The 21,325-nt window shown below is 61.7% G+C and carries 17 protein-coding genes; 7 read left to right on the forward strand and 10 right to left on the reverse strand.

Features of this window, described 5'->3' with window-relative positions; translation table 11 throughout:
- The first annotated feature begins 152 nt into the window (after positions 1-152).
- Entirely contained in the window at positions 153-1,274 is a 1,122-nt protein-coding gene (locus AACO21_RS15825; protein WP_346193495.1) for a methyl-accepting chemotaxis protein, read from the forward strand.
- Between the two features lie 33 nt (positions 1,275-1,307).
- Here the strand turns inward: AACO21_RS15825 and ilvN are convergent, their stop codons facing one another.
- The 3 genes from ilvN to AACO21_RS15840 all read right to left on the reverse strand — a co-directional run bounded on the left by ilvN (position 1,308) and on the right by AACO21_RS15840 (position 4,820).
- Positions 1,308-1,619: an acetolactate synthase small subunit gene (gene ilvN, locus AACO21_RS15830; protein WP_346193496.1), complete on the reverse strand. Its 312-nt coding sequence runs from the start codon at positions 1,617-1,619 to the stop codon at positions 1,308-1,310.
- Between the two features lies 1 nt (position 1,620).
- A complete protein-coding gene (ilvB, locus tag AACO21_RS15835; RefSeq protein ID WP_346193497.1) occupies positions 1,621-3,291 on the reverse strand; it encodes an acetolactate synthase large subunit in 1,671 nt (556 codons plus the stop codon).
- A 299-nt stretch (positions 3,292-3,590) separates the two neighbouring features.
- The gene (locus AACO21_RS15840) at positions 3,591-4,820 is read right to left on the reverse strand and encodes a YbfB/YjiJ family MFS transporter (RefSeq protein ID WP_346193498.1); all 1,230 of its coding nucleotides are present in this window, start codon (positions 4,818-4,820) and stop codon (positions 3,591-3,593) included.
- A gap of 100 nt (positions 4,821-4,920) precedes the next feature.
- Between AACO21_RS15840 and AACO21_RS15845 the strand changes: the two genes are divergently transcribed.
- Positions 4,921-5,796: a LysR substrate-binding domain-containing protein gene (locus tag AACO21_RS15845; RefSeq protein ID WP_346193499.1), complete on the forward strand. Its 876-nt coding sequence runs from the start codon at positions 4,921-4,923 to the stop codon at positions 5,794-5,796.
- Positions 5,797-5,802: 6 nt separating this feature from the next.
- Here AACO21_RS15845 and AACO21_RS15850 read toward each other — a convergent pair whose 3' ends face one another.
- Positions 5,803-6,246: a PaaI family thioesterase gene (locus tag AACO21_RS15850; protein WP_346193500.1), complete on the reverse strand. Its 444-nt coding sequence runs from the start codon at positions 6,244-6,246 to the stop codon at positions 5,803-5,805.
- A gap of 517 nt (positions 6,247-6,763) precedes the next feature.
- Between AACO21_RS15850 and AACO21_RS15855 the strand changes: the two genes are divergently transcribed.
- The gene (locus AACO21_RS15855; RefSeq protein ID WP_346193501.1) at positions 6,764-7,606 is read left to right on the forward strand and encodes a MoxR family ATPase; all 843 of its coding nucleotides are present in this window, start codon (positions 6,764-6,766) and stop codon (positions 7,604-7,606) included.
- Between the two features lie 4 nt (positions 7,607-7,610).
- Positions 7,611-8,783 (forward strand): VWA domain-containing protein, encoded by a 1,173-nt coding sequence (locus AACO21_RS15860; protein ID WP_346193502.1) that lies wholly within the window; start codon positions 7,611-7,613, stop codon positions 8,781-8,783.
- Between the two features lie 90 nt (positions 8,784-8,873).
- Here AACO21_RS15860 and AACO21_RS15865 read toward each other — a convergent pair whose 3' ends face one another.
- From AACO21_RS15865 to AACO21_RS15890, 6 genes are all read right to left on the reverse strand, one after another.
- Positions 8,874-11,222: an ATP-binding protein gene (locus AACO21_RS15865; RefSeq protein ID WP_346193503.1), complete on the reverse strand. Its 2,349-nt coding sequence runs from the start codon at positions 11,220-11,222 to the stop codon at positions 8,874-8,876.
- A 3-nt stretch (positions 11,223-11,225) separates the two neighbouring features.
- A complete protein-coding gene (locus tag AACO21_RS15870) occupies positions 11,226-12,458 on the reverse strand; it encodes an ABC transporter substrate-binding protein (RefSeq protein ID WP_346193504.1) in 1,233 nt (410 codons plus the stop codon).
- Positions 12,459-12,670: 212 nt separating this feature from the next.
- Positions 12,671-13,447 (reverse strand): hypothetical protein, encoded by a 777-nt coding sequence (locus tag AACO21_RS15875; protein ID WP_346193505.1) that lies wholly within the window; start codon positions 13,445-13,447, stop codon positions 12,671-12,673.
- A 3-nt stretch (positions 13,448-13,450) separates the two neighbouring features.
- Complete coding sequence (locus AACO21_RS15880) at positions 13,451-13,741, reverse strand: DUF1330 domain-containing protein (protein ID WP_346193506.1); 291 nt, start codon at positions 13,739-13,741, stop codon at positions 13,451-13,453.
- Between the two features lie 70 nt (positions 13,742-13,811).
- Complete coding sequence (locus tag AACO21_RS15885; protein ID WP_346193507.1) at positions 13,812-15,344, reverse strand: fumarate hydratase; 1,533 nt, start codon at positions 15,342-15,344, stop codon at positions 13,812-13,814.
- 21 nt (positions 15,345-15,365) lie between these two features.
- Positions 15,366-15,905 carry a TIGR00645 family protein gene (locus AACO21_RS15890; protein WP_346193508.1) on the reverse strand — a complete coding sequence of 180 codons (540 nt, stop codon included), beginning with the start codon at positions 15,903-15,905 and terminating at the stop codon, positions 15,366-15,368.
- Positions 15,906-16,173: 268 nt separating this feature from the next.
- On the opposite strand from AACO21_RS15890, the gene acs reads away from it, so the two are divergent.
- The 3 genes from acs (at position 16,174) to AACO21_RS15905 (ending at position 21,320) form a co-directional block, all read left to right on the forward strand.
- Positions 16,174-18,138: an acetate--CoA ligase gene (acs, locus tag AACO21_RS15895; protein ID WP_346193509.1), complete on the forward strand. Its 1,965-nt coding sequence runs from the start codon at positions 16,174-16,176 to the stop codon at positions 18,136-18,138.
- A gap of 288 nt (positions 18,139-18,426) precedes the next feature.
- Positions 18,427-18,618: a hypothetical protein gene (locus tag AACO21_RS15900; protein WP_346193510.1), complete on the forward strand. Its 192-nt coding sequence runs from the start codon at positions 18,427-18,429 to the stop codon at positions 18,616-18,618.
- Positions 18,618-21,320, forward strand: a complete 2,703-nt coding sequence (locus AACO21_RS15905) for a sensor histidine kinase (RefSeq protein WP_346193511.1) — start codon at positions 18,618-18,620, stop codon at positions 21,318-21,320. The genes AACO21_RS15900 and AACO21_RS15905 overlap by 1 nt, the downstream gene beginning before the upstream one ends.
- The last annotated feature ends 5 nt before the right edge of the window (positions 21,321-21,325 follow it).

Genomic DNA, 21,325 nt, shown 5'->3' on the forward strand with positions numbered 1-21,325 from the left:
TCCGTGGAGTACCTGTCCCATAACTCATCCCTCCGTAGCTGGCTATAAATTACACCACCACACTGTGGGACTAAACAACTAGGTGGTGCGCGTTGATTTAAGATTCATGAATTGTTGCGGAAATATTTCTGAGTGTTAGAGGTCGTTGTTCGATGTTTTTCGGTCATTCAAGCAAGATTGCCTCACTGGAGGCCATGCTGGCGGAAAGCCAGCGTCGTGAAGCAGGACTGGTTCAGGATCTGGCGCAGGCTCGCCAGGCATTGCAGGCAGAACAAAGCGCTGCCGCAGAGAAAGAACGGGAGTGTCAGGTATTGCGTGACATCCTTGCCAACCTCGCTTTGTTCAGCGACTCCCTTGGCATGTCCCAAAGCAGTCTGGGGGACATGGCTCACATCCTTCGCGATGAGCGCATGCAAGCCGTTGAGGCGGCCGAAGTTTCCGCCGCCAGCGGACAGACCACCACGGAAATCGCTGCCAACCTGCATCGTCTGGCCGCCGATTCCTCCAAGGCCGCACAGGAAGTGGATGCGCTCGCCCGTCAGGCCGATCAGATTGGCCATATTGTCCAGCTGATTCACGACATTGCCGATCAGACCAACCTGCTTGCCCTGAATGCTGCCATCGAAGCCGCGCGGGCCGGCGAGGCCGGGCGTGGTTTTGCTGTGGTGGCAGATGAGGTGCGTAAATTGGCGGAGCGTACCGCCAAGGCAACCACCGATATCGATGGCCTGGTCTCCGGTATCCGTCGCGACTCCGGCAATGCCAAGGCGGCCATGGAGGGCTTGGCCACGGCGGCCAGTGGCTACAGCGAGCGCGGCAAGCAGGCGACCGATGACATGAACCGCCTGATCGACCTGGCGCGCAAGATGGAGCAGGTCATTGCCGGCAGCGCCCTGAAGAGCTTTGTCGAAGTGGCCAAGGTGGACCATCTGGTTTTCAAGTTCCGCATTTATCTGGGCTTGTTCGGTCTGCTGGACCTGGTGCCGGAGCAGGTTGCGTCGCATACCACCTGCCGTCTGGGCAAGTGGTACTACGAGGGGGAAGGGCGGGATTGCTTCAGCCGCCTGGGGGGGTATAAGGAAATCGAGCCGCCGCACATCGAAGTACATCGGGATGGCATCGAGGCCTTGAAGGCCAAACGCGCGGGCGAGTTTTCCGCCATGTTGCGCCATGTGGCCAGCATGGAGCGGGCCAGCATGAAAGTGCTGGAAAACCTGCAGAAAATGGCCGATGGTGCGGTGGATAATCCGGATATTCTCTGCGATCACCATTAAGGAAAAAGCCCGGCAATGCCGGGCTTTCTTGTTTCAGGGCTGGAAGAAGGCTTCCAGCTGATTGAACACCGCGTGGTCTGCATTGTGCCGGCGGATGCCGATTACATCCTCCAGCTTTTCCACCTGCTTGATCATCTGGGGCAGGCGCGTGTCTTCGATGACGAGCAGCCAGATGCGGCTCTTGCGACCATCGCCGACAGGCAGACAGAGAATCCCTTCAACGTTGTAGGCGCGACGCGAAAACAGCCCGACGACGTGGGACATCACGCCGGCATGGTTATTCACGTCGATTTCCAGGACGGCGCGGCTCAGCGCCTGCATTTCATTGCGGTTCACTGCGTTCATTTCAGGCTCCAATCATGTCGCGGTTGGCGGCGCCCGGCGGCACCATCGGGTAGACCTTCTGCTCGGCATCGATGCTGGCATGGATGAGGCAGGGGCCGGGGCGGGAAATGGCCTCCATCAGCGCGGCGCAGGGATTGGCCGCCGTATCGAGGTTGACCGCCGAGATGCCCAGCGCCTGGGCTGCCTTCACGAAGTCGGGCATGCCCTTGAACTGGGACGCAAACAGGCGCTCGCCGTAGAACAGGGTCTGCTGCTGATGGACGAGGCCGAGGGTGGCGTTGTTCATCAGGACGATTTTCAGATTGACGTTTTCTTCTGCGGCTGTGACCAGTTCCTGAATGTTCATCAGGATGGAGCCGTCACCGGTGAAGCAGACCACGGTGCGTTCCGGCTCGGCCAGGGCGGCGCCGATGGCGGCAGGCACGCCGAAGCCCATGGTGCCCAGGCCGCCGGAGGTCAGCCACTGGCGTGGACGGCGCAGCGGATAGGCCTGGGCCACCCACATCTGGTGCTGACCGACATCGGTGGCGATGGTCGCATCATCGTCGAGGCAGGCGGCGATGCTGCGGATCAGCCCGAAGTGCGAGCGCGGCTCGTCGATATCCGGGAAGGCCTGCGGGAAGTCGCGCTTGAGGGTATTCACACGGTCAACCCACGGGGAACGGCTGTTTTCGGCGACCAGCGGCAGGAGTTGCGTCAGGGCTTCCTGCACATCGGCGGTGATGCCGACGTGGGCCGTCTTGATCTTGTCCAGTTCGGCCGGGTCGATGTCGATATGGACGATCTTGGCCTGCGAACAGAAGGCGGCCACCTTGCCCGTGGCGCGGTCGTCGAAGCGCGCGCCGACGGCGATCAGCAGGTCGCACTCATCGAGTGCCAGGTTGCAATAGCGGGCACCGTGCATGCCGAGCATGGAGAGCGACAGCGGGTGATCGACCGGCATGGCGCCGAGGGCCATCAGGGTCATCACGGTGGGCAAATTGGCCTTCTCGGCCAGGTTGACCGCCAGTTCGGCGGCGCCCGAGTGCACCACGCCACCGCCGAGGTAGAGAATCGGGCGCTGGGCGGCATTGATCAGGGAAGCTGCTTCGGCGATGGCCATGCGGTAGGCCGGCGGCGGCATCTGGCGCGTGGCCGGGGCCGGCCAGTCGCTGATTTCGATGGCCTGCAACTGCACATCCTTGGGAATATCCACGAGCACCGGGCCGGGGCGGCCGGAGGCGGCGATTTCGAAGGCGCGGGGAATGACCTCCAGCAGTTCTTCTGCCGAGGAAACCAGGAAGTTGTGCTTGGTGATCGGCACGGTCAGGCCGTAGGTGTCGACTTCCTGGAAAGCATCGGTACCGATCATCGCCTTGGGCACCTGACCGGTGATGGCGACGAGCGGGATGGAATCCAGCTTAGCATCGGCAATCGCGGTCAGCAGGTTGGTTGCGCCGGGGCCGGAGGAGGCCATGCAGACTGCAACCTCACCGGTGGCGCGGGCCATGCCCTGGGCGATGAAGCCGGCGCCCTGCTCATGCCGGGCGAGGACATGGCGGACTTTCTGCGATTGGCTCAGGGCGTCGTACATCGGCAGGATGGCGCCGCCGGGGTAGCCGGTGACGATACGGATACCCTGGCGTTCCAGGAGGCGCACGGTAATCTGGGCGCCATTGAGGGTTTCGGTCATGCTTCAATCTCCTTGGTTGGGGCGTTTTCCGGGGGGCATAAAGCAAAAAACCCCGCCGGTTGCGCCGGCGGGGTTTCGGGAAGTCTGTCTTGCTGTGTCTTTATCCGATCCGCGACGGCGCAGGCGTTACGACGCCTACTACTACGACTACGCGTACGACGACCGGCAGCACGGACAGTGCGATGCGGGAGAGGTCGAGGCAGGCGGTCATGTCGGAAATGGATCGGTGCAAAAATTGAATGAGGCAAGACTATCGCCGAAGGTTTTGCGAAATGCAAGCCCTCCGGCAATAGGGTTATTCACTGCTGCGGGCAGGTTTGCAGCCCGGCCGTCGCTTCACGCCGTTCGAGCAGGCGCAGGGCGACGAGGAGGGCGGTACCGATCAGCATGATGCCGGCAGCGAGCCACAGCCCGCCGGCGTAGTGGCCGCTGCCGCTGGCCAGCCAGCCGGTCACGGCGGGGGCGGCGATCTGGGCGATGCCGTACGAAATGGTCATCTTGCCCATCATCTTGGCCGGTTTGGTCGGGTAGAAGCGCCCGGCCATGGTGAGCACCAGACTGACCATGCCGACGAAGGTCGAGCCAAAGAGCAGGGCAGCGAAAATGGCCGGCAGCAGACCGTCGACCGCCACCGGCATCAGGATGCCGACAATCTGCAGGCCGGCCGCCAGAATCAGCGCATTCAGGTCGCCGATGCGGCGCGCGATGAAGTCCCACGAGATGCAGGCGGGGGCGGCACCGATGCCGATGGCCAGGAAAATCTTGGTGCCCTGACCTGCCATGCCCGGCAGGCCATTGATGATGGCGACGATGAAGGTGGCCGTGACCACGAAGCCGACGCCCGCACAGAAATACGCCGCCATGAAGAGGCGCAGGTAGGTGGGCGACGGCGGATTGTCCACCAGCTTCTGGCCGCTGGCGGTGAGGCCGGAGGTGTCGGGGGCGGGCAGCCAGCGCAGGGCCGGGATGACCAGCAGGCAGGCGAGGGTGCTGAAGGCGAACCACTGTTCGCGCCAGTTCAGCGTCGGGGTCATCAGCCAGACCGCGGCCGAGCAGCCGGAAATGGCGAGACCGATGCCGGAAAAATGGATGCCGAGTTCGGCGCGGTGGTTGTGGCGCATCAGCCAGTTGAGGATCAGGCCGGTACCGAGCAGCATGGCGGCGGCACTGGAAAGGCCGGCCAGATACCGCGAGGCCAGCCAGACCCAGAGGTCGGTGGTCAGCCCCATCATCACCGTGCTGGCAATCGCCACCAGCATGCCGATGCGGTACAGGCGGTCTTTCAGGACCAGATCGGAAATCGAGGCGGCGATCAGGGCGCCTGAGAGGTAGCCCGCGTAATTGATGGCGGCGAGCCAGCCGCCTTCGGCCAGCCCCAGCCCGGCTTGCTGCTGCATCAGCGGCAGCAGCGGTGTGTAGGCAAAACGGGCGACGCCGAGTGCCAGGAGCAGGCTGAAAATGCCGGCCCCCATGACTTTCAGGCGTTGTCGCTGGTCGGTGGCGGGCGTGGTGGGCTGGGCGCTGTTCATGGTGTTTAACCTGTTATGCATGGATGAATGCACGATAACGGGTGTAAAGTATCGATTCAAATGATTTGTTCAGAATCAATTGTTCTGTAATGGAGAATATATGGAGCTGATCGCGCTGCGCACCTTTCAGGCCGTGGTCGAGGAGGGCGGCATCCTGGCCGCTTCGCGCCGCCTGAATACCGTGCAATCCAACGTCACCGGGCGGATCCGCAAGCTGGAAGAGGAACTCGGGACCGAGCTTTTCCTGCGCAAGGGGCGGGGGCTGGAACTGGCACCCTCGGGCCGTGTATTGCTCGATTACGCCCGGCGCATGCTGCAACTGGAACGCCAGACGGCTGCGGCGGTGCGGCAGGTGGGGAGCAGCGTGGGCGAGTTGCGCATCGGCGCGATGGAAACCTTCGCCGCATTGCATTTGCCGGGCGGGCTCAAGGCGGTCAGGGCTGCCCATCCCGGTGTCGAACTGCGGGTGTATACCGAACCGACGGCCCTGCTTGTTGAGAAAGTGCTGGATCACAAACTCGATTGCGCCTTTGTGGCCGGGCCGGTGATTCATCCTGACCTGGCCTTTCAGCCGGTGGTGGTGGAAGAATTGGTGCAGGTGCATGCGCAAGGGGCGGACCCGGTGCAACTGCCCTTGATCCTGTTTCGTGAAGGCTGCGCCTACCGGACGCGTGCCCTGGCCTGGCAGCGCAGCATCGGACATGCCCAGGCCGACGTGATGGAGTTCGGCACGCTGGATGGCATTCTGGGCTGCGTCTCGGTCGGCCTGGGCTGGACCCTGATGCCGCGCCGCGTGGTCGAGCAATCGAAGCATGCGCCGGACCTGATCGTCGAAGCCGTGCCGCCGGAGATCGGTGAAGTGCCGACCGGCCTGGTCTGCCTGCAGGAAGGCGTGCCGCTCCCGGCCATGACGACCCTGGTCGCCGCCCTGACTGCGCAGACGGCGGCTGGGGCCAGGGCGACGGTCGAGGCCTGAAAAAGGCTATTTTTCGGCTTTGCCCTGCATGACCATGATGGTTTGCTGCATCAGGGCGCAGGCCGTTTCCTTGCCGTCCTTGACGGCGAAGACCTCGGCCTGCGTGACGATCAGGGTTTTGCCGGGGCGCACCACCTTGCCGCGGGCAATCAGCTTTTCGCCATCGGCCGGGGCCATCAGGTTCATTTTGTATTCCACCGTGAGAACCGAGGCCGTGGCCGGCACCAGCGTCATGGCTGCATAGCCCGCAGCAGAGTCGGCAATCATGCCGACCACGCCGCCATGCACGAAACCATGCTGCTGTTCGATACCTTCCCAGTGCGGGACATGAATCTCCGTGCGCCCAGGCTCGACGACCGGGAGGGTGGCGCGGATCAGGTGCATGGCGTGCTGCTTGTCGAAGCTGCGCTGTACGCAGGCGACGAAATCCGGATTGGCGATGGGGCGCATGGGGGTGTCTCCGAGGGGATGTTGTTGTCCGGATAAAGTAAGTTATGGTTGACGTTAACGTCAACGTGATTGCTGCCGATCGATCGGCGTGGTGCAGGCGCTGCGACCTGTCGTGTGATCTCCCTATGCATCCCGGCTATCCACAAAACCTGTGGATAAGTCTGTGAATGACTCGGGAGTAGATGCGCTAAGTGCTGATTCGAAAAGGATTTTTGTTACGCTGCCTCAAACTTGGGCGTTTGTTCAAGTATTTGATTTTTAAGGAAATCTTTGTGGATCCTTGTTCTGTCAGGCTTTTTTCCGTGTCAAGCCCCTGCGTGAAAAAATATTTCGTCCGCTTGTGTGCAACTGGCGTTGACTTTTCGTCTGTCAAGACATTTTCAAGCGTGCGTTTGGCATGGCGACATGACGCGGCAGGATCCTGACTTGCCAGCCTCGATTTTTGCCGCTTCAATGCGGTCGACCGTCAGAAAACCCTAAAAACATCGTTCATTTCATTATCCCCACGAGAACAGCCATGAAATTCGAAGGTACCGATTCCTACGTTGCCACCCGTGACCTCACGCTTGCCGTGAATGCCGCCATTGCCCTGCAACGCCCGCTCCTGATCAAGGGCGAGCCGGGCACCGGCAAGACCCTGCTCGCCGAGGAAGTGGCGCGGGCACTCAACATGCCGCTTTTCCAGTGGCACGTGAAATCCACCACCAAGGCGCAGCAGGGCCTGTACGAATACGACGCGGTGTCCCGTCTGCGTGACTCGCAGCTGGGCGACCCGCGCGTGCACGACATTGCCAACTACATCGTCCCCGGCGTGCTGTGGCAGGCCTTCGAGTGCGACGTGCCCTCGGTGGTGCTGATCGATGAGATCGACAAGGCCGACATCGAATTCCCCAACGACCTGCTGCGCGAACTCGACCGCATGGAGTTCCACTGCTACGAGCTGCAAAAGACGCTCAAGGCCAAGCATCGCCCGCTGATCATCATCACCTCGAACAACGAGAAGGAGTTGCCGGACGCCTTTTTGCGCCGCTGCTTCTTCCACTACATCAAGTTCCCGGACAAGGCGACCATGCAGCGCATCGTCGATGTGCATTTCCCGGCGCTCAAGCACGAACTGCTCAAGGAAGCGCTCGAAGTCTTTTTCGACCTGCGCGAGGTGCCGGGGCTGAAGAAAAAGCCCTCGACCAGCGAACTGATCGACTGGCTCAAGCTGCTCCTGGCCGAAGACATTCCGCCGGAAGTGCTGCGCGCCAAGGACAGTAAAGACAGCATTCCGCCGCTGCACGGCGCCTTGCTCAAGAACGAGCAGGATATCCACCTCTTCGAACGCCTGGCCTTCATGGCCCGCCGCAAGGGCTGACACCGTGTTGATCGATTTTTTGCTGCACCTGCGGGCGCGGCAACTGCCGGTGTCGACCAAGGAATTGCTGGCCCTGCTCGAAGCGCTGGAGGCGCGCCTGGTCAGCGGCAGCCTGGACGATTTTTACCTGATCGCCCGCGCGCTGCTGATCAAGGACGAGGCACTGTACGACCGCTTCGACCGCGCTTTCGGCGAGTATTTTCAGGGCATCGAAGCCTTGCCGGGCATGGACGTGCTGGTGCCGGAAGAGTGGCTGCGGCTGGCGGCCAAGCGTCATTTGACCGAGGAAGACCGCCTCAAGCTGCAGAAACTGGGCTATGAAAAACTCTTCGAAACCTTGAAGCAGCGCTTGGACGAGCAGAAGGAGCGCCACGCCGGCGGCAGCAAATGGATTGGCACCGGCGGCACTTCGCCCTTCGGTCACGGCGGCTATCACCCGGAGGGCGTGCGCATCGGTGGCGAATCAGCCGGTAACCGTACTGCCGTCAAGGTCTGGGAACGGCGCGAATTCCGCAATCTCGATGACAGCATCGAACTCGGCGTGCGCAACATCAAGGTCGCCTTGCGCCGGCTGCGTCGCTTTGCCCGCCAGGGCGCAGCGACCGAACTCGACCTCGATGGCACCATCGCCGGCACCGCCCGCAACGGCGGCATGCTCGACCTGCACCTGCGGCCGGAGCGCCACAACGCAGTCAAGGTGCTGCTCTTTCTCGATGTGGGCGGCTCGATGGATGACCACATCCAGGTTTGCGAAGAGCTGTTTTCCGCCGCGCGCGCCGAGTTCAAGCACCTGGAGCACTTCTACTTCCACAACTGCGTTTATGAGGGGGTGTGGAAGGACAACCGCCGCCGCCACGATGAAAAAATGTCGACCTGGGACGTGCTGCACACCTATGGCCCGGACTACAAGCTGGTCTTCGTCGGCGACGCCAGCATGAGCCCCTACGAGATCAGCCATCCCGGCGGCAGCGTCGAACACTGGAACCCGGAACCGGGGGCCGCGTGGCTGGAGCGCTTGCTCACTCACTGGCCACACGCCGCCTGGCTGAATCCGCTGCCGGAAGGGCAGTGGGAGTGGACGCAGTCGGTGCGGATGATCCGCCAGCTCTGCAACAACCGGATGTTCCCGCTGACCCTGGATGGGCTGGCGCGGGCAATGCGCAGGCTCTCCAAATAGCGGGGCGACGGTCGACCGGGAAATCGAGGCGGATTTCACCGTCGACCGTCGGTGTGTGCCGGTGGCTGTCCTAAGCGCGCGCTGCCACGCTCAGCTGCGTTTGCGCAGCCACTGCAAGACGGTCACGAAGAGTGTGTTCGGATCGACCGGCTTGGGAATGAAATCATCCATGCCGGCTTCAAAGCAGCGCACCTTGTCTTCGGCAAACGCGTTGGCCGTCATCGCGAGAATGGGCGTGTGCAGACCGCGTGGTTGTTGGCGGATACGGCGGGTGGCCTCGAGGCCGTCCATATTGGGCATCTGCATGTCCATCAGGATCAGGGCATAGGGCTGCGCTGCAGCCATGTTCACCGCCTGGACGCCGTCTTCTGCGATTTCGGCGACGATGCCCACGCCGGCGAGCAGGGCCATGGCGACCTCCCGGTTGACCGGCTCGTCTTCGGCCAGCAGTACCACCGTGCCGGTATAGTCGCGGCGCAGGATGGCCTCGGTATCGTGGGCATTCGGCACCAGGCTGCTGCGGAAGCGCTCGGCGCCCTTCTTCAGGCGGAAGGTCACCCAGAAGGTGCTGCCTTCACCCAGGCGGGTCTCAACGCCGGCATCGCCGCCCATCACCTGAGCGATCTTGCGGGTGATGGCCAGGCCGAGCCCGGTCCCGCCGTGTTTACGCGTGATCGAGTTGTCGGCCTGCTCGAAGGCGGTGAACAGCCGGGGCAGCGCATCCGCTGGAATGCCGGGGCCGGTGTCGGTGACGGCAAAGCGGAGCAGGGCGCTGTGATCGTTTTCGTCCTCGGTGCGGACGCTCAGGGTGATACGGCCCGTCTCGGTGAATTTGATGGCGTTGCTCAGGTAGTTGAGCAGCGCCTGCTGCAGGCGTGTGCGATCGCCAATTAAGTTGTTCGGGCAACGTCCGCACTCGATGACATAGTCCAGCCCCTTGGCCTTGATTTTCGCACTCACCATGCTGGACACGTTTTCGACCACTTCGTCGATGAAGAGCGGGTCTTCTGCCAAGGTGAATTTGCCGGCCTCGATCTTCGATAGATCGAGAATGGCGTTGATGATTTCCAGCAGGTGGTTGCCTGCGGCCTCGATCTTGTCGAGTTTTTCAGCCTGGATCGGCGTCACCCCGGTACGCCGCAGGAGATAGGCCATGCCGGTGATCGCATTCAAGGGCGTGCGGATTTCGTGGCTCATGTTGGCCAGGAAGACGCTCTTGGCAACATTGGCGCTTTCGGCTACTTCCTTGGCCGCTTCGAGTTCGGCGGTGCGTCCCCGGACGAGCGCCTCCAGATGGTCACGGTATTCGATCAGTTCGCGCTCGATGCGTTTGCGCTCGGTGATGTCCTGGTAAATCCCCAGTACGCCGAAAACCTGGCCTTGGGCATCCCGCAAGGGCACCTTGGAGGTGCTCAACCAGATTGCTCCCTGCGCCGAGGACTGCGGCTCTTCAAATTCCAGCTTGGCCGTGCCGGAGGTCATCACGGCAAAATCGTCCTGGCGGTAACGTTCGGCCTCGTTGTGCCAGACCATGTCCAGATCGCTCTTGCCAATGATGTCCTGTGGATTGCCAATGCCTGCATCCTGCGCGAACAAGGTGTTGCAGCCCAGGTAACGCAAGTCGCGATCCTTCCAGAAAACTCGGACGGGCGTGTGGTCGATGATGGATTGCAGCAGTTCCTTCTGGGCGCGCATGGCTTCGGCGTAGGCATGTTGCCGATGCAGCAGGTCGCCGACCTTGCCGATCATCGTATTGATGCCTTCCTGCAGTTGCCCGATTTCGTCATGGGCCGTATCGGTGATACGGGTGTCGAAGGTGCCGGCTTCGACCTGTTTCAGGACCGTCAGTGTGCGGGCCACGCGTTCGCCGATGAAGCGTTGGGCAACCACGATCAGCAATGCTGAACTGAGCAGGATGAAGAGGGCTGAAGCGCCGATGCCCCAGAGCAGCACGGCGCGCTTGCGGGCATCGATGTTCGCGGTGCTGACCGTGATGATGGCGGTGTAGAGCGGTGTCTGGCTCGTACTGCCCATCAGTTTTTGGATGCTGGTCAGGCGTTGACCGTCGCGCACCCATTGTTCGTCGGGTGCGTTGCGATCCAGCCACTGAGGGTTGATCTCGGGCAGCGCCTCCATGCCACGGCCCAGGCGGCTGGGGTCCGTGGCCACGATGACACGGCCGTTGCCGCCGATGGCCAGCCCATCCAGATAGGGGGCGCCGATCAGCTCCGAAATCAGGTTGTCTTCAGCAAGGGAACTGATGGAGAGGCTTTCGCTGGCCAGCATGCGGCCCACATTGCGCATGCCCGTGACGAGGTGTTCATCGAGCGCATGATTGAAGCGGCTCACATAGAAGGTGCTGAGTGCCCCGAATACCAGTACTTCGATGAGGATGACCAGCAGGGCAATGCGGCCGATCAGGCCAAGGCGTTTGAACATGGTTCAGGGCGTGTGACGTGGCGTGTCGGCCAGGGATTCCAGGCGCGTGGTTTTTTCGGCTTCGTAACGGGCTTGTTCCGGGGAGATCCGTCCCAGGATTTCGATGCCTTGTTCCGGACGCCGGGCATTCGGTTTCCAGCGTGCGATATAGACCGTTTGCTGCAAGTGATGACTGTTCGGGTCCATCCAGGCTGCGTCGTGCTGCATGCGCTCCCGGGCGCTGGCCTTGTAGTTTTCAAGCTGCTGTATGACCGCATGATTGTCGGTGGTGCCGGCTTTCTGGATCGCTTCGAGCAGGGCTTTGGTGGCGAGATAGGCAGCGTGCGTCACGTCGCCGGGCCAGTCGAGTTTCGTGTGGCCATAACGTTTGCGGTAGCGTTCGACAAAGGCCTGGGTGCCGGGGGTGTCGAGATTCCAGGCCCAGGTGGTCCCGAACAGGGGGCGCGGGGTGCCGGGGGCCGGATAAAGTTCTTCCCAATCCACTTCGCCGACCACCCAGTACTGCTTTTCCAATACCTGTGGATCAATCTGCGAGAAGAGCTTGATCTGGTTGTCACCACTGATGACCAGTGCCACCACATCAGCCGGAATGGCTGCGACCTGCTTCAGGATACTTGCCGGGTCCGTGAGGTTTTCCGGTGCCAGGACTTCGCCCACCAACTGGCCGCCGTACTCGGTGATATAGGGACGCATGGCCGCTGCGTTGCTGTGGCCGGCCGCATTATCCTCGGTCAGTTGCAGGACACGCTTCGATTTGCGGTCCTTGAGCGCGTATTTGAGCAAGGCACGGTTGAAGTTGGCGCCACTGGCATCGAACACGAATTTGGACCGATGGGCATTGTCGACCGATTCCGAGGGGGCGGATGAATTGGTGTTGATGAAAATCACGCCGTGTTGCTGGGCTACGGCGGACATGCTGGCGGCGATATTCGAGGCAACTGCGCCGACCATGAAACCGATCTTGTTCTTGAGGATCAAGGTTTCGGCAACCTGCGCGGCTTTTTTTCCGTCCATGGTGGGATTGCTGGACACCAGCACGACCTCCCGGCCTAACACCCCGCCGGCGCGATTGGCATCCTCGATGGCCATGTCCACCCCGCGCCGGTCCGCCTCGGCGTGCAGGGCAAAGCGCCCGGTGGTGGGGGCGACATGCGCAATCAGGATGGGAGACCGGCTCGGGGCTGTTTGTGCCCATGCCGGATTGCTGCCGAGCTGGCAGAGGGCACTGAACGCCATCAGACCGAGCGTATGCAGTGCCGCGAAAAGTCCTTCCCTGAGATGTCGCATTGCCGTCTCGCACTCACCATTCCGTTTGGGTAATTGTAGCGTGGGGCAATCTGAGTGGGTTGGTTGATTTTGTATTTTTAACGTTTTTGCCTAATCAGACTGCCCAGAATGGGCGGGGCCTGATCCTGAGCGTGTCGGGGCTCACTGCATTTCAGGCCGGTTTAGCGCGTTGACCGCAGCAGGCCGATTTCCTTCGCGGTTTCCGGACCAATCAGGCTCTGCTGCAGGCTGGCTGGCATCTCGGCGCGTGTCTCGGTCAGCGGGATGCGCCCCGCCATGATTTCAGCCCAGGTCTGCGGAAGGCGGGGTGATTTGTCCGGTTCGGCATAGCCCTGCGGCCAGATGGGTTGCAGGGTGGCCAGGTTGTATTTGTCGCTGGCACCGAAGGTGTGCAGCATTTCGTGGGCGATCACGATGTTGTTCTGGCGTCGCTGCATGCGATGGGCGAAGGCATGTACGATGCCGATCTGACCTTTGTCGAGGCCGGTGGAATGGGGTGGCTGCGGGGTGCGCGCCGGGTCGTGGAAAAGGATGAAGAGGCGAACCTGCGGCTTGGGGCCGGCGATGGCGTCGTGCTGGCTGGCCCACCAGCGGAATTTCAGGCTCCAAAGTGCGATGTCGAGCTGGCTGCGGTTTGTGGGCGGCAGCGGCGGTGCTTCGCGCAGCGGGGGCGCCAACTGCAGGGCAATGGGCTGAAGCAGGGATTTGCCGTAGCGCTGGGTTTCTGCCTGAATCCATTCGGCAATCTCGGCAAATTGGCTGTTATCCAGTTGTGCCAGGTAGGCCTGGGTGCTCGGGGCATCGTCGCCGGCAATCGGATAGAGGGCCACGTGGACGGTGTTTTCCCAGGCGGTCAGGCGACTGTTGCTGCGCCAGGCCGAGAGGCCAACGGTGGCGAGGATGAGCAACAGGATCAGGATGCGGAATGTGCGGAACATGGCTTATTCGACGGCAAACAAACTGAGTTTCATGGCCTGGCTGCGAATGGGAATGAGTGCCTGGTAGGCCGGGCTGTCACGCCAGGTACGCGCCGTCTCGGCATCGGGGAATTGCAGTTCGACCACGGCCTCGAAGGCGGCGCAGCCGAGATCGTTCCAGTAGGTTTCGAGGTGGGCGCCGCGAAAACTGACGGTGCCGCCGAAGGCTGCTACGGTCGCCCCAACCTGGCTGCGGTACTGCTCGAAAGCCTGCGTGTCGGTGAGGTGGATCAGGCCGATGATGCGTGTCGTCATGCTGTTGTCCTGTCTGCTTTTCCATGTAAAAAAACCCGGCACAGGGCCGGGTTTTGCGATGCGCGTCAGATCAGGCCTTGACCGGAATCTTGCCGATCTTGACTTGCCATTCCTTCGGACCGCTTTCGTGCACATTGCTGCCCGTCGAATCGACAGCGACGGTGACCGGCATGTCCTGCACATCGAATTCGTAGATGGCTTCCATGCCCAGGTCTTCGAAGCCGACGACCTTGGCCGACTTGATCGCCTTGGCCACGAGGTAGGCGGCCCCGCCGACGGCCATCAGGTAGGCCGACTTGTTGTCCTTGATGGCTTCGATGGCGGTGTCGCCGCGCTCGGACTTGCCGACCATGGAGATCAGGCCGGTTTTTTCCAGCATCATGCGCGTGAACTTGTCCATGCGGGTCGCGGTGGTCGGGCCGGCCGGACCGACGACTTCGTCACGCACCGGGTCGACCGGACCGACGTAGTAAATGATGCGGTTGGTGAAGTCGACCGGCAGCTTCTCGCCCTTGGCCAGCATGTCGGCGATGCGCTTGTGGGCGGCATCGCGGCCGGTCAGCATCTTGCCGTTCAGGAGCAGCTTCTGGCCGACCTTCCAGGAAGCGACTTCTTCCTTGGTCAGGGTGTCCAGATTGACGCGGAGTGCCGATTTGACGTCCGGCGTCCAGGTGACGGCCGGCCAGTCTGCCAGCTTCGGCGGCTCGATCTTGGCCGGGCCGGAGCCATCCAGGTGGAAGTGGCAGTGACGCGTTGCGGCACAGTTCGGGACCAGTGCAACCGGCAGGTTGGCGGCATGGCACGGGTAGTCCAGCACCTTCACGTCGAGCACGGTGGTCAGACCGCCCAGGCCTTGTGCGCCCACGCCCAGTGCGTTGATCTTTTCCATCAACTCAAGACGCAGTTCTTCCGGACGGGTCAGTTTGGCACCGGAGGCCGCCTTGGCCTTCAGTTCGTGGATATCCACCGGGGCCATGATCGATTCCTTGGCTAGCAGCATCGCCTTTTCAGGCGTGCCGCCGATGCCGATGCCGATGATGCCCGGCGGACACCAGCCGGCACCCATTTCCGGAATCTTCTTGAGGACCCAATCGACCAGATCGTCGGACGGGTTGAGCATGGCGAACTTGGACTTGGCTTCCGAGCCGCCACCCTTGGCGGCGCAGATCACTTCAACGTGATGGCCTTCGACGATCTCGAAGTGCACCACGGCCGGGGTGTTGTCCTTGGTGTTCTTGCGGGCGCCGGCCGGATCGGCCAGCACGGAGGCGCGCAGCGGATTGTCCGGGTTGGCGTAAGCGCGGCGGACGCCTTCGTTGATCATCTCCTGGATGCTCATGGTGGCATCCGGCCAGCTGACCTGCATGCCGACCTTGATGAAGACCATGCCGATCCCGGTGTCCTGGCAGATCGGGCGATGGCCTTCGGCGGCCATGCGGGAATTGGTCAGAATCTGGGCGATGGCATCCTTGGCGGCCGGCGCTTCCTCGCGCTCGTAGGCTTCGCCCAATGCCTTGATGTAATCCAGCGGGTGGTAGTAGCTGATGTACTGGAAGGCATCAGCGACGGACTGGATCAGGTCTTCCTGTTTGATGGCGGTCATGCAAGAACTCCGTTGTCGTTGTTAGTGGTGCTTCTGGTGTTGCAGGGCGAGGGTCTGGGTCATCATCTTGTCGACCATTGCCATGGCAAGGGCGGAGACGAGGAAGACCACATGGATGACAACCTGCCAGAGCAAGGTGTGCTCCGTCAGGTTGGCAGCATTGATGAAGCTCTTCAAAAGATGAATCGACGAAATGCCGATGATGGCCGTCGATAGTTTGATCTTGAGGACGCCGGCATTGACGTGCGACAGCCATTCCGGCTGATCCGGATGATCGTCGAGGTCGAGGCGGGAGACAAAAGTTTCATAGCCGCCGACGATGACCATGACCAGCAGGTTGGCGATCATGACGACATCGATCAGGCCCAGCACGATGAGCATGACGTCGGTTTCGGTCATGTGCTTGGGACCGAAGGCGCCGGTCACGAGATGGCTGAGTTCAACCATGAACAGCCAGCAATAAACGACTTGCGCCACGATCAGGCCAATGTAGAGCGGGGCCTGAATCCAGCGGCTGGCGAAGATGAAGGATTCCAGGTGCTTGACGGTATTACGCATCATCGATTCGTGAAGTCGGGGGATCGCAAGTTTAACACGGGCGCTCCGCACGGTCGCCGGGCATGCTGGCATATGCCGCAATGCTGCGGCGCAGCGTGATTTCGTAAGGCGATTGTAAGAATATCAACGTTTAATGCCGCTTCAACGCGGGCGAGGGGAGGAGGGTTTCCCTGAGTCTGCGCGGCATGAAAATTTCCCGGAGCCAGCAGCCGGGATTCGATCGGTTGTCTCAACAATCCAGTCATTGCGTCGTACCGCAGAGGAGAAAAATATGTCGAATGAGTCCGTGCAGATCTATTACCCGTCCGATGAAATCGTCAAGAACGCGGCGGTTTCCGGGATGGACGCCTACAAGGCGTTGTGCGCGGAAGCCGAGGCCGATTACGAAGGTTTCTGGGCCAAGCGTGCCCGTGACCTGATTACCTGGAAGCAGCCGTTTACCCAGGTTCTGGATGAGTCCAACGCCCCGTTTTACAAGTGGTTTGCCGATGGCAAGCTGAACGTTTCCTACAACTGTCTGGATCGCAACGTCGAAGCCGGCAAGGGCGACAAGGTCGCCATCATTTTCGAAGCCGATGACGGTCAGGTCACCAAGGTTACCTACAAGGAACTGCTGGCCAAGGTCTGCAAGATGGCCAACCTGCTGAAGGCTCGCGGCGTCAAGAAGGGTGACCGCGTCGTCATCTACATGCCGATGACCATCGAAGGCATCGTTGCCATGCAGGCGTGTGCCCGTGTCGGTGCCATTCACTCCGTCGTTTTCGGTGGCTTCTCCGCCCAATCCCTGCGCGACCGTATCAACGACGCCGGCGCCGTGATGCTGATCACCTCCGACGGCCAGTTCCGCGGTGGCAAGTCCATTCCGCTCAAGCCGATCGCTGACGAAGCCTTTGCCATGGGCGGCTGCGAAACCGCCAAGAACGTCATCGTGTTCAAGCGCACCGGCGCTGACGTGAACATGGTTGCCGGCCGTGACGAGTGGCTGCATGACGGCCTGGAAGGCCAGGCTGAAACCTGCGAACCGGAATGGGTTGAAGCCGAACACCCGCTGTTCCTGCTCTACACCTCGGGTTCCACCGGCAAGCCGAAGGGTGTTCAGCACTCCACCGGCGGCTACCTGCTGCACGCCATCCTGACCATGAAGTACACCTTCGATATCAAGGACAACGACACCTTCTGGTGTACGGCCGATATCGGCTGGGTGACCGGTCACACCTACATCACCTACGGCCCGCTCGCCTGTGGCGCCACGGAAATCGTCTTCGAAGGCGTGCCGACCTTCCCGAACGCCGGGCGTTTCTGGAAGATGATCCAGGATCACAAGGCCACCATTTTCTACACCGCACCGACCGCCATCCGCTCCCTGATCAAGGCTGCCGATGCTGATGCCGCCGTGCATCCGAAGAGCTACGATCTGTCCTCCCTGCGCATCCTGGGTTCCGTCGGTGAGCCGATCAACCCGGCTGCCTGGACCTGGTACTACGAGAATGTCGGTGGTTCCCGCTGCCCGATCGTCGATACCTTCTGGCAGACCGAAACCGGTGGTCACATGATCACCCCGCTGCCGGGCGCAACCCCGCTGGTCCCGGGCTCCTGCACCCTGCCGTTCCCGGGCATCATGTTCGCCGTGGTCGATGAGACCGGTGCCGAACTGCCGTGGGGTCAGGGTGGTATCCTGGTTTGCAAGAAGCCGTGGCCGTCCATGATCCGCACGATCTGGAACGACAACGAGCGCTTCGTGAAGTCCTACTTCCCGGCTGACTTCCAGGGCAAGCTGTACCTGGCGGGTGACGGCGCGATCCGTGATGCTGAAAACGGTTACTTCACCATCACCGGTCGTATCGACGACGTGCTGAACGTTTCCGGTCACCGCATGGGTACGATGGAAATCGAATCCGCCCTGGTCGCCAACCCGCTGGTTGCCGAAGCCGCCGTCGTCGGTCGCCCGGATGACCTGACCGGTGAAGCCATCGTGGCCTTCGTGGTTCTGAAGGGCCAGCGCCCGACCGATCCGGAAGTCGCCAAGAAGCTGATCAAGGAACTGTCTGACTGGGTGGGCAAGGAAATCGGTCCGATTGCCAAGCCGAAGGACATCCGCTTTGGTGACAACCTGCCGAAGACCCGCTCCGGCAAGATCATGCGCCGCCTGCTGCGTGGCCTGGCCAAGGGCGAAGAGCTGACGCAAGACACCTCCACGCTGGAAAACCCGGCGATTCTGGAACAGCTGAAGGGCTAAGCAGCCTTTGCCGGAACGGCCGCGAGGCGGTTCCGGTCTATTTGCCACGCCTGATGTCGTCATCCGTGATGACATCGGGTGAGTCAGCCCAGGCTGACGCGAGCCAGATGTCTGGCCGAAATGAATTCAAGGGGCGGCGCGCTTGCCACGCTGCTTCAACGAGATAAAAGGCAAGGAGGAGACAATGGTCGCCCATAAGGTGACCTCCCGTGTGGTCGCATCAGACTGCATGCCAACCGCGGCTGGCACGCTTTGCGTGCCGGCCGTTTCCATTTGCGGAGGGCGGTCATGAAACGAGCCAATCTCACCCGCCAGCGCCTGGTGCTGCTGGCCATGCTGGGTGGTTTGCTGTTTTCCTTTCCGATCGTCGGCTTGGTCGACGGCGTCGTGCTTGGCTTGCCGGCCGGCTATCTCTATCTCTTTGGCGTGTGGGCAGCCCTGATCCTGATGGCCGCCCGTCTGTCGGAAGGCGGACGCTGATGTTTCCCACCGCCATCGTTGTCCTGATTTCTCTGGCCTATCTGGGGCTTCTGTTTGCAGTGGCGCGTTTTGCCGAGCAGCGCGCTGCGGCCGGACGTTCGATCATCACCCCGTCGTTGTATGCCCTGTCGCTGGGGGTGTATTGCACCTCATGGACGTTCTACGGCAGCGTCGGGCGGGCGACTTCCGGCGGGCTCTCTTTCCTGACCATTTACTTGGGCCCGACCCTGATGCTCCTGCTGACCGGCGTCATCGTGAAGATGATCCGCATCAGCAAGGCGCAGCGCATCACCTCCATTGCCGATTTCATTGGCGCGCGCTACGGGAAAAGTTACTGGCTGGCCGGTTTGGCAACGATCGTGGCGGTGCTCGGCATCGTCCCGTATATCGCCCTGCAACTGAAGGCGATTGCTGCCAGCCTCGGCATCCTGCTGGCCGATCCGGCGGCAGGGCAGGGATTCTGGCCGACGCTGGCCATTACCGCCTCGCTGGCGGTGTTTACCATCTGGTTCGGGACCCGTCATCTCGATGCCACGGAGCGTCACGAAGGGATGGTCGCGGCGATTGCTTTTGAGTCCATCGTCAAGCTGCTGGCCTTTCTGGCGGTGGGATTATTCGTCACCTTCGGGATGTTCAACGGGTTTGGGGACGTCTTTTCGCGCGCTGCCGCTTTGCCCGGCATCGAGCGGCTGCTGGGGCTGGAGGCGGTGAAGCCGGTCTCCTGGGCCGCCCTGATCCTGCTCTCGGGGCTCGCCATCGTATTTCTGCCCCGGCAGTTTCAGGTCATGGTCGTGGAGAACGTCGATGAATCCCATGTCCGGCGCGCTGTTTGGCTGTTTCCGCTGTACCTGCTCCTGATCAACCTCTTTGTGCTGCCGGTGGCGCTCGGCGGTTTGGTCCACTTTCAGGGGGCGGCCGTCAATGCGGATACCTACGTGCTGCGCCTGCCTTTATCGCAAGGGGCCGAGGTACTGGCCATGCTCGTTTTCCTCGGGGGCTTGTCGGCGGCAACCGGGATGGTGATCGTCGAAACCATCGCCTTGTCCACCATGGTCTGCAACGATCTGGTGATGCCGGGTCTCCTGCGGTCGACGTGGTTTTCGGCACAAAATCGGCGTGATCTTTCAGGTGTGCTGCTGGGGATCCGGCGTGCCGCGATTGGTGTGATCCTGCTGCTCGGATTCATCTATTTTCAGGCGGCCGGAGAGGCGCATGCGCTGGTCGGTATCGGCCTGATTTCGTTTGCGGCGGTCGCCCAGTTTGCCCCCGTGGTCTTCGGTGGCATGTACTGGAAACTCGGGACGCGCCCGGGGGCGATTGCCGGCCTGAGCGGCGGCTTTCTGGTCTGGCTGTATACCCTGTTGCTGCCGGCCTTTGCCAAGTCGGGCTGGATCGATCCGGGTTTCGTGCAAAGCGGCTTGTTCGGGTTTTCGTGGCTGAAGGCGCAGGCGCTGTTCGGCCTGGTCGGCCTGGATGAGATTTCGCATTGTCTGTGGTGGAGCCTGCTGATCAACGCCGGGCTGTTTGCAGGTGTGTCGCTGGCAACGCGCCCGGATGCCGATGAGGCGGCGCAAGCCGAACGGTTCGTCGATGTGTTTCGCCTGGAGGCACGGGGCGGTGCGCCTCGCCTCTGGCGCGGGCAGGCCTCGCCGGAGGCGCTGGTGGCGCTGCTTGAGCGCTTTCTCGGGGCGGAGCGGGCGCACGGGCAACTGGCCGGCCATGCCCAGGCGCGTGCTTTGTCCGATTGGCGCCGCTTGCCGGCCGATGCGGCATTTGTCCAGTTTGCCGAGGCCGAACTGGCCGGTGCCATCGGCTCGGCTTCGGCGCGGGTGATGGTGGCCTCGGTGGTGGAGGAGGAGCCGTTGGGGCTCGATGAGGTGCTCGATATCCTCGATGAGGCCAATCAGGTGCGTGCGCACAGCCGCGAACTGGAGCTCAAACAGGCCGAACTGGAGGCCGCCACCGGTGAGCTGCGCGCAGCCAACGCCCGCTTGCAGGAGCTGGACCGGATGAAGGATGACTTTGTCTCGACGGTCACCCACGAATTGCGGACGCCGCTGACTTCGATTCGCGCATTATCGGAAATGCTTTACGAAGATCCCAAGTTGCCGTTGGCGGATCGCGCCCGTTTCCTGGGCATCATCGTGACCGAAACCGAGCGCCTGAGCCGGTTGATCAACCAGATCCTTGACATGGCCAAACTGGAATCCGGGCGGGCGGAGTGGACGACGAGTAGCATTGATGTCGGCACGCTGGTTCGGGAAGCCGCCGCGTCGCTGGAGGCGCTTTTCAATGAAAAAGGCTTGTGCTTCTCCTTGTCGATCGCGGCGGGCCTGCCGCCCGTGCTGGCTGACCGGGATCGCCTGACGCAAGTATTGATCAACCTGCTCTCGAATGCCGTCAAGTTTGTGCCGCAAGATGGCGGCCATGTCTGGCTCAGTGTTGTTTCCGTGGAGGATGCCGTACGTGTATCGGTCCGCGACAATGGTCCGGGCTTGACGGCGGACGAATGCGGTGTCATTTTCGAAAAGTTCCGCCAGGGAGGAGACACGATGACGGCGAAGCCGCAAGGGACGGGCCTCGGCCTGCCCATCAGCCGACAGATCATCGAACACTTTGGCGGGCGGCTCTGGGTCGAAAGCAGCCCGGGGCAAGGCGCAGATTTCATGTTCACGGTGCCCATTGCCGCACCGGATGCATAACAACG

This window comes from Dechloromonas sp. ZS-1 (assembly GCF_039649255.1).
Lineage (GTDB): Bacteria > Pseudomonadota > Gammaproteobacteria > Burkholderiales > Rhodocyclaceae > Azonexus.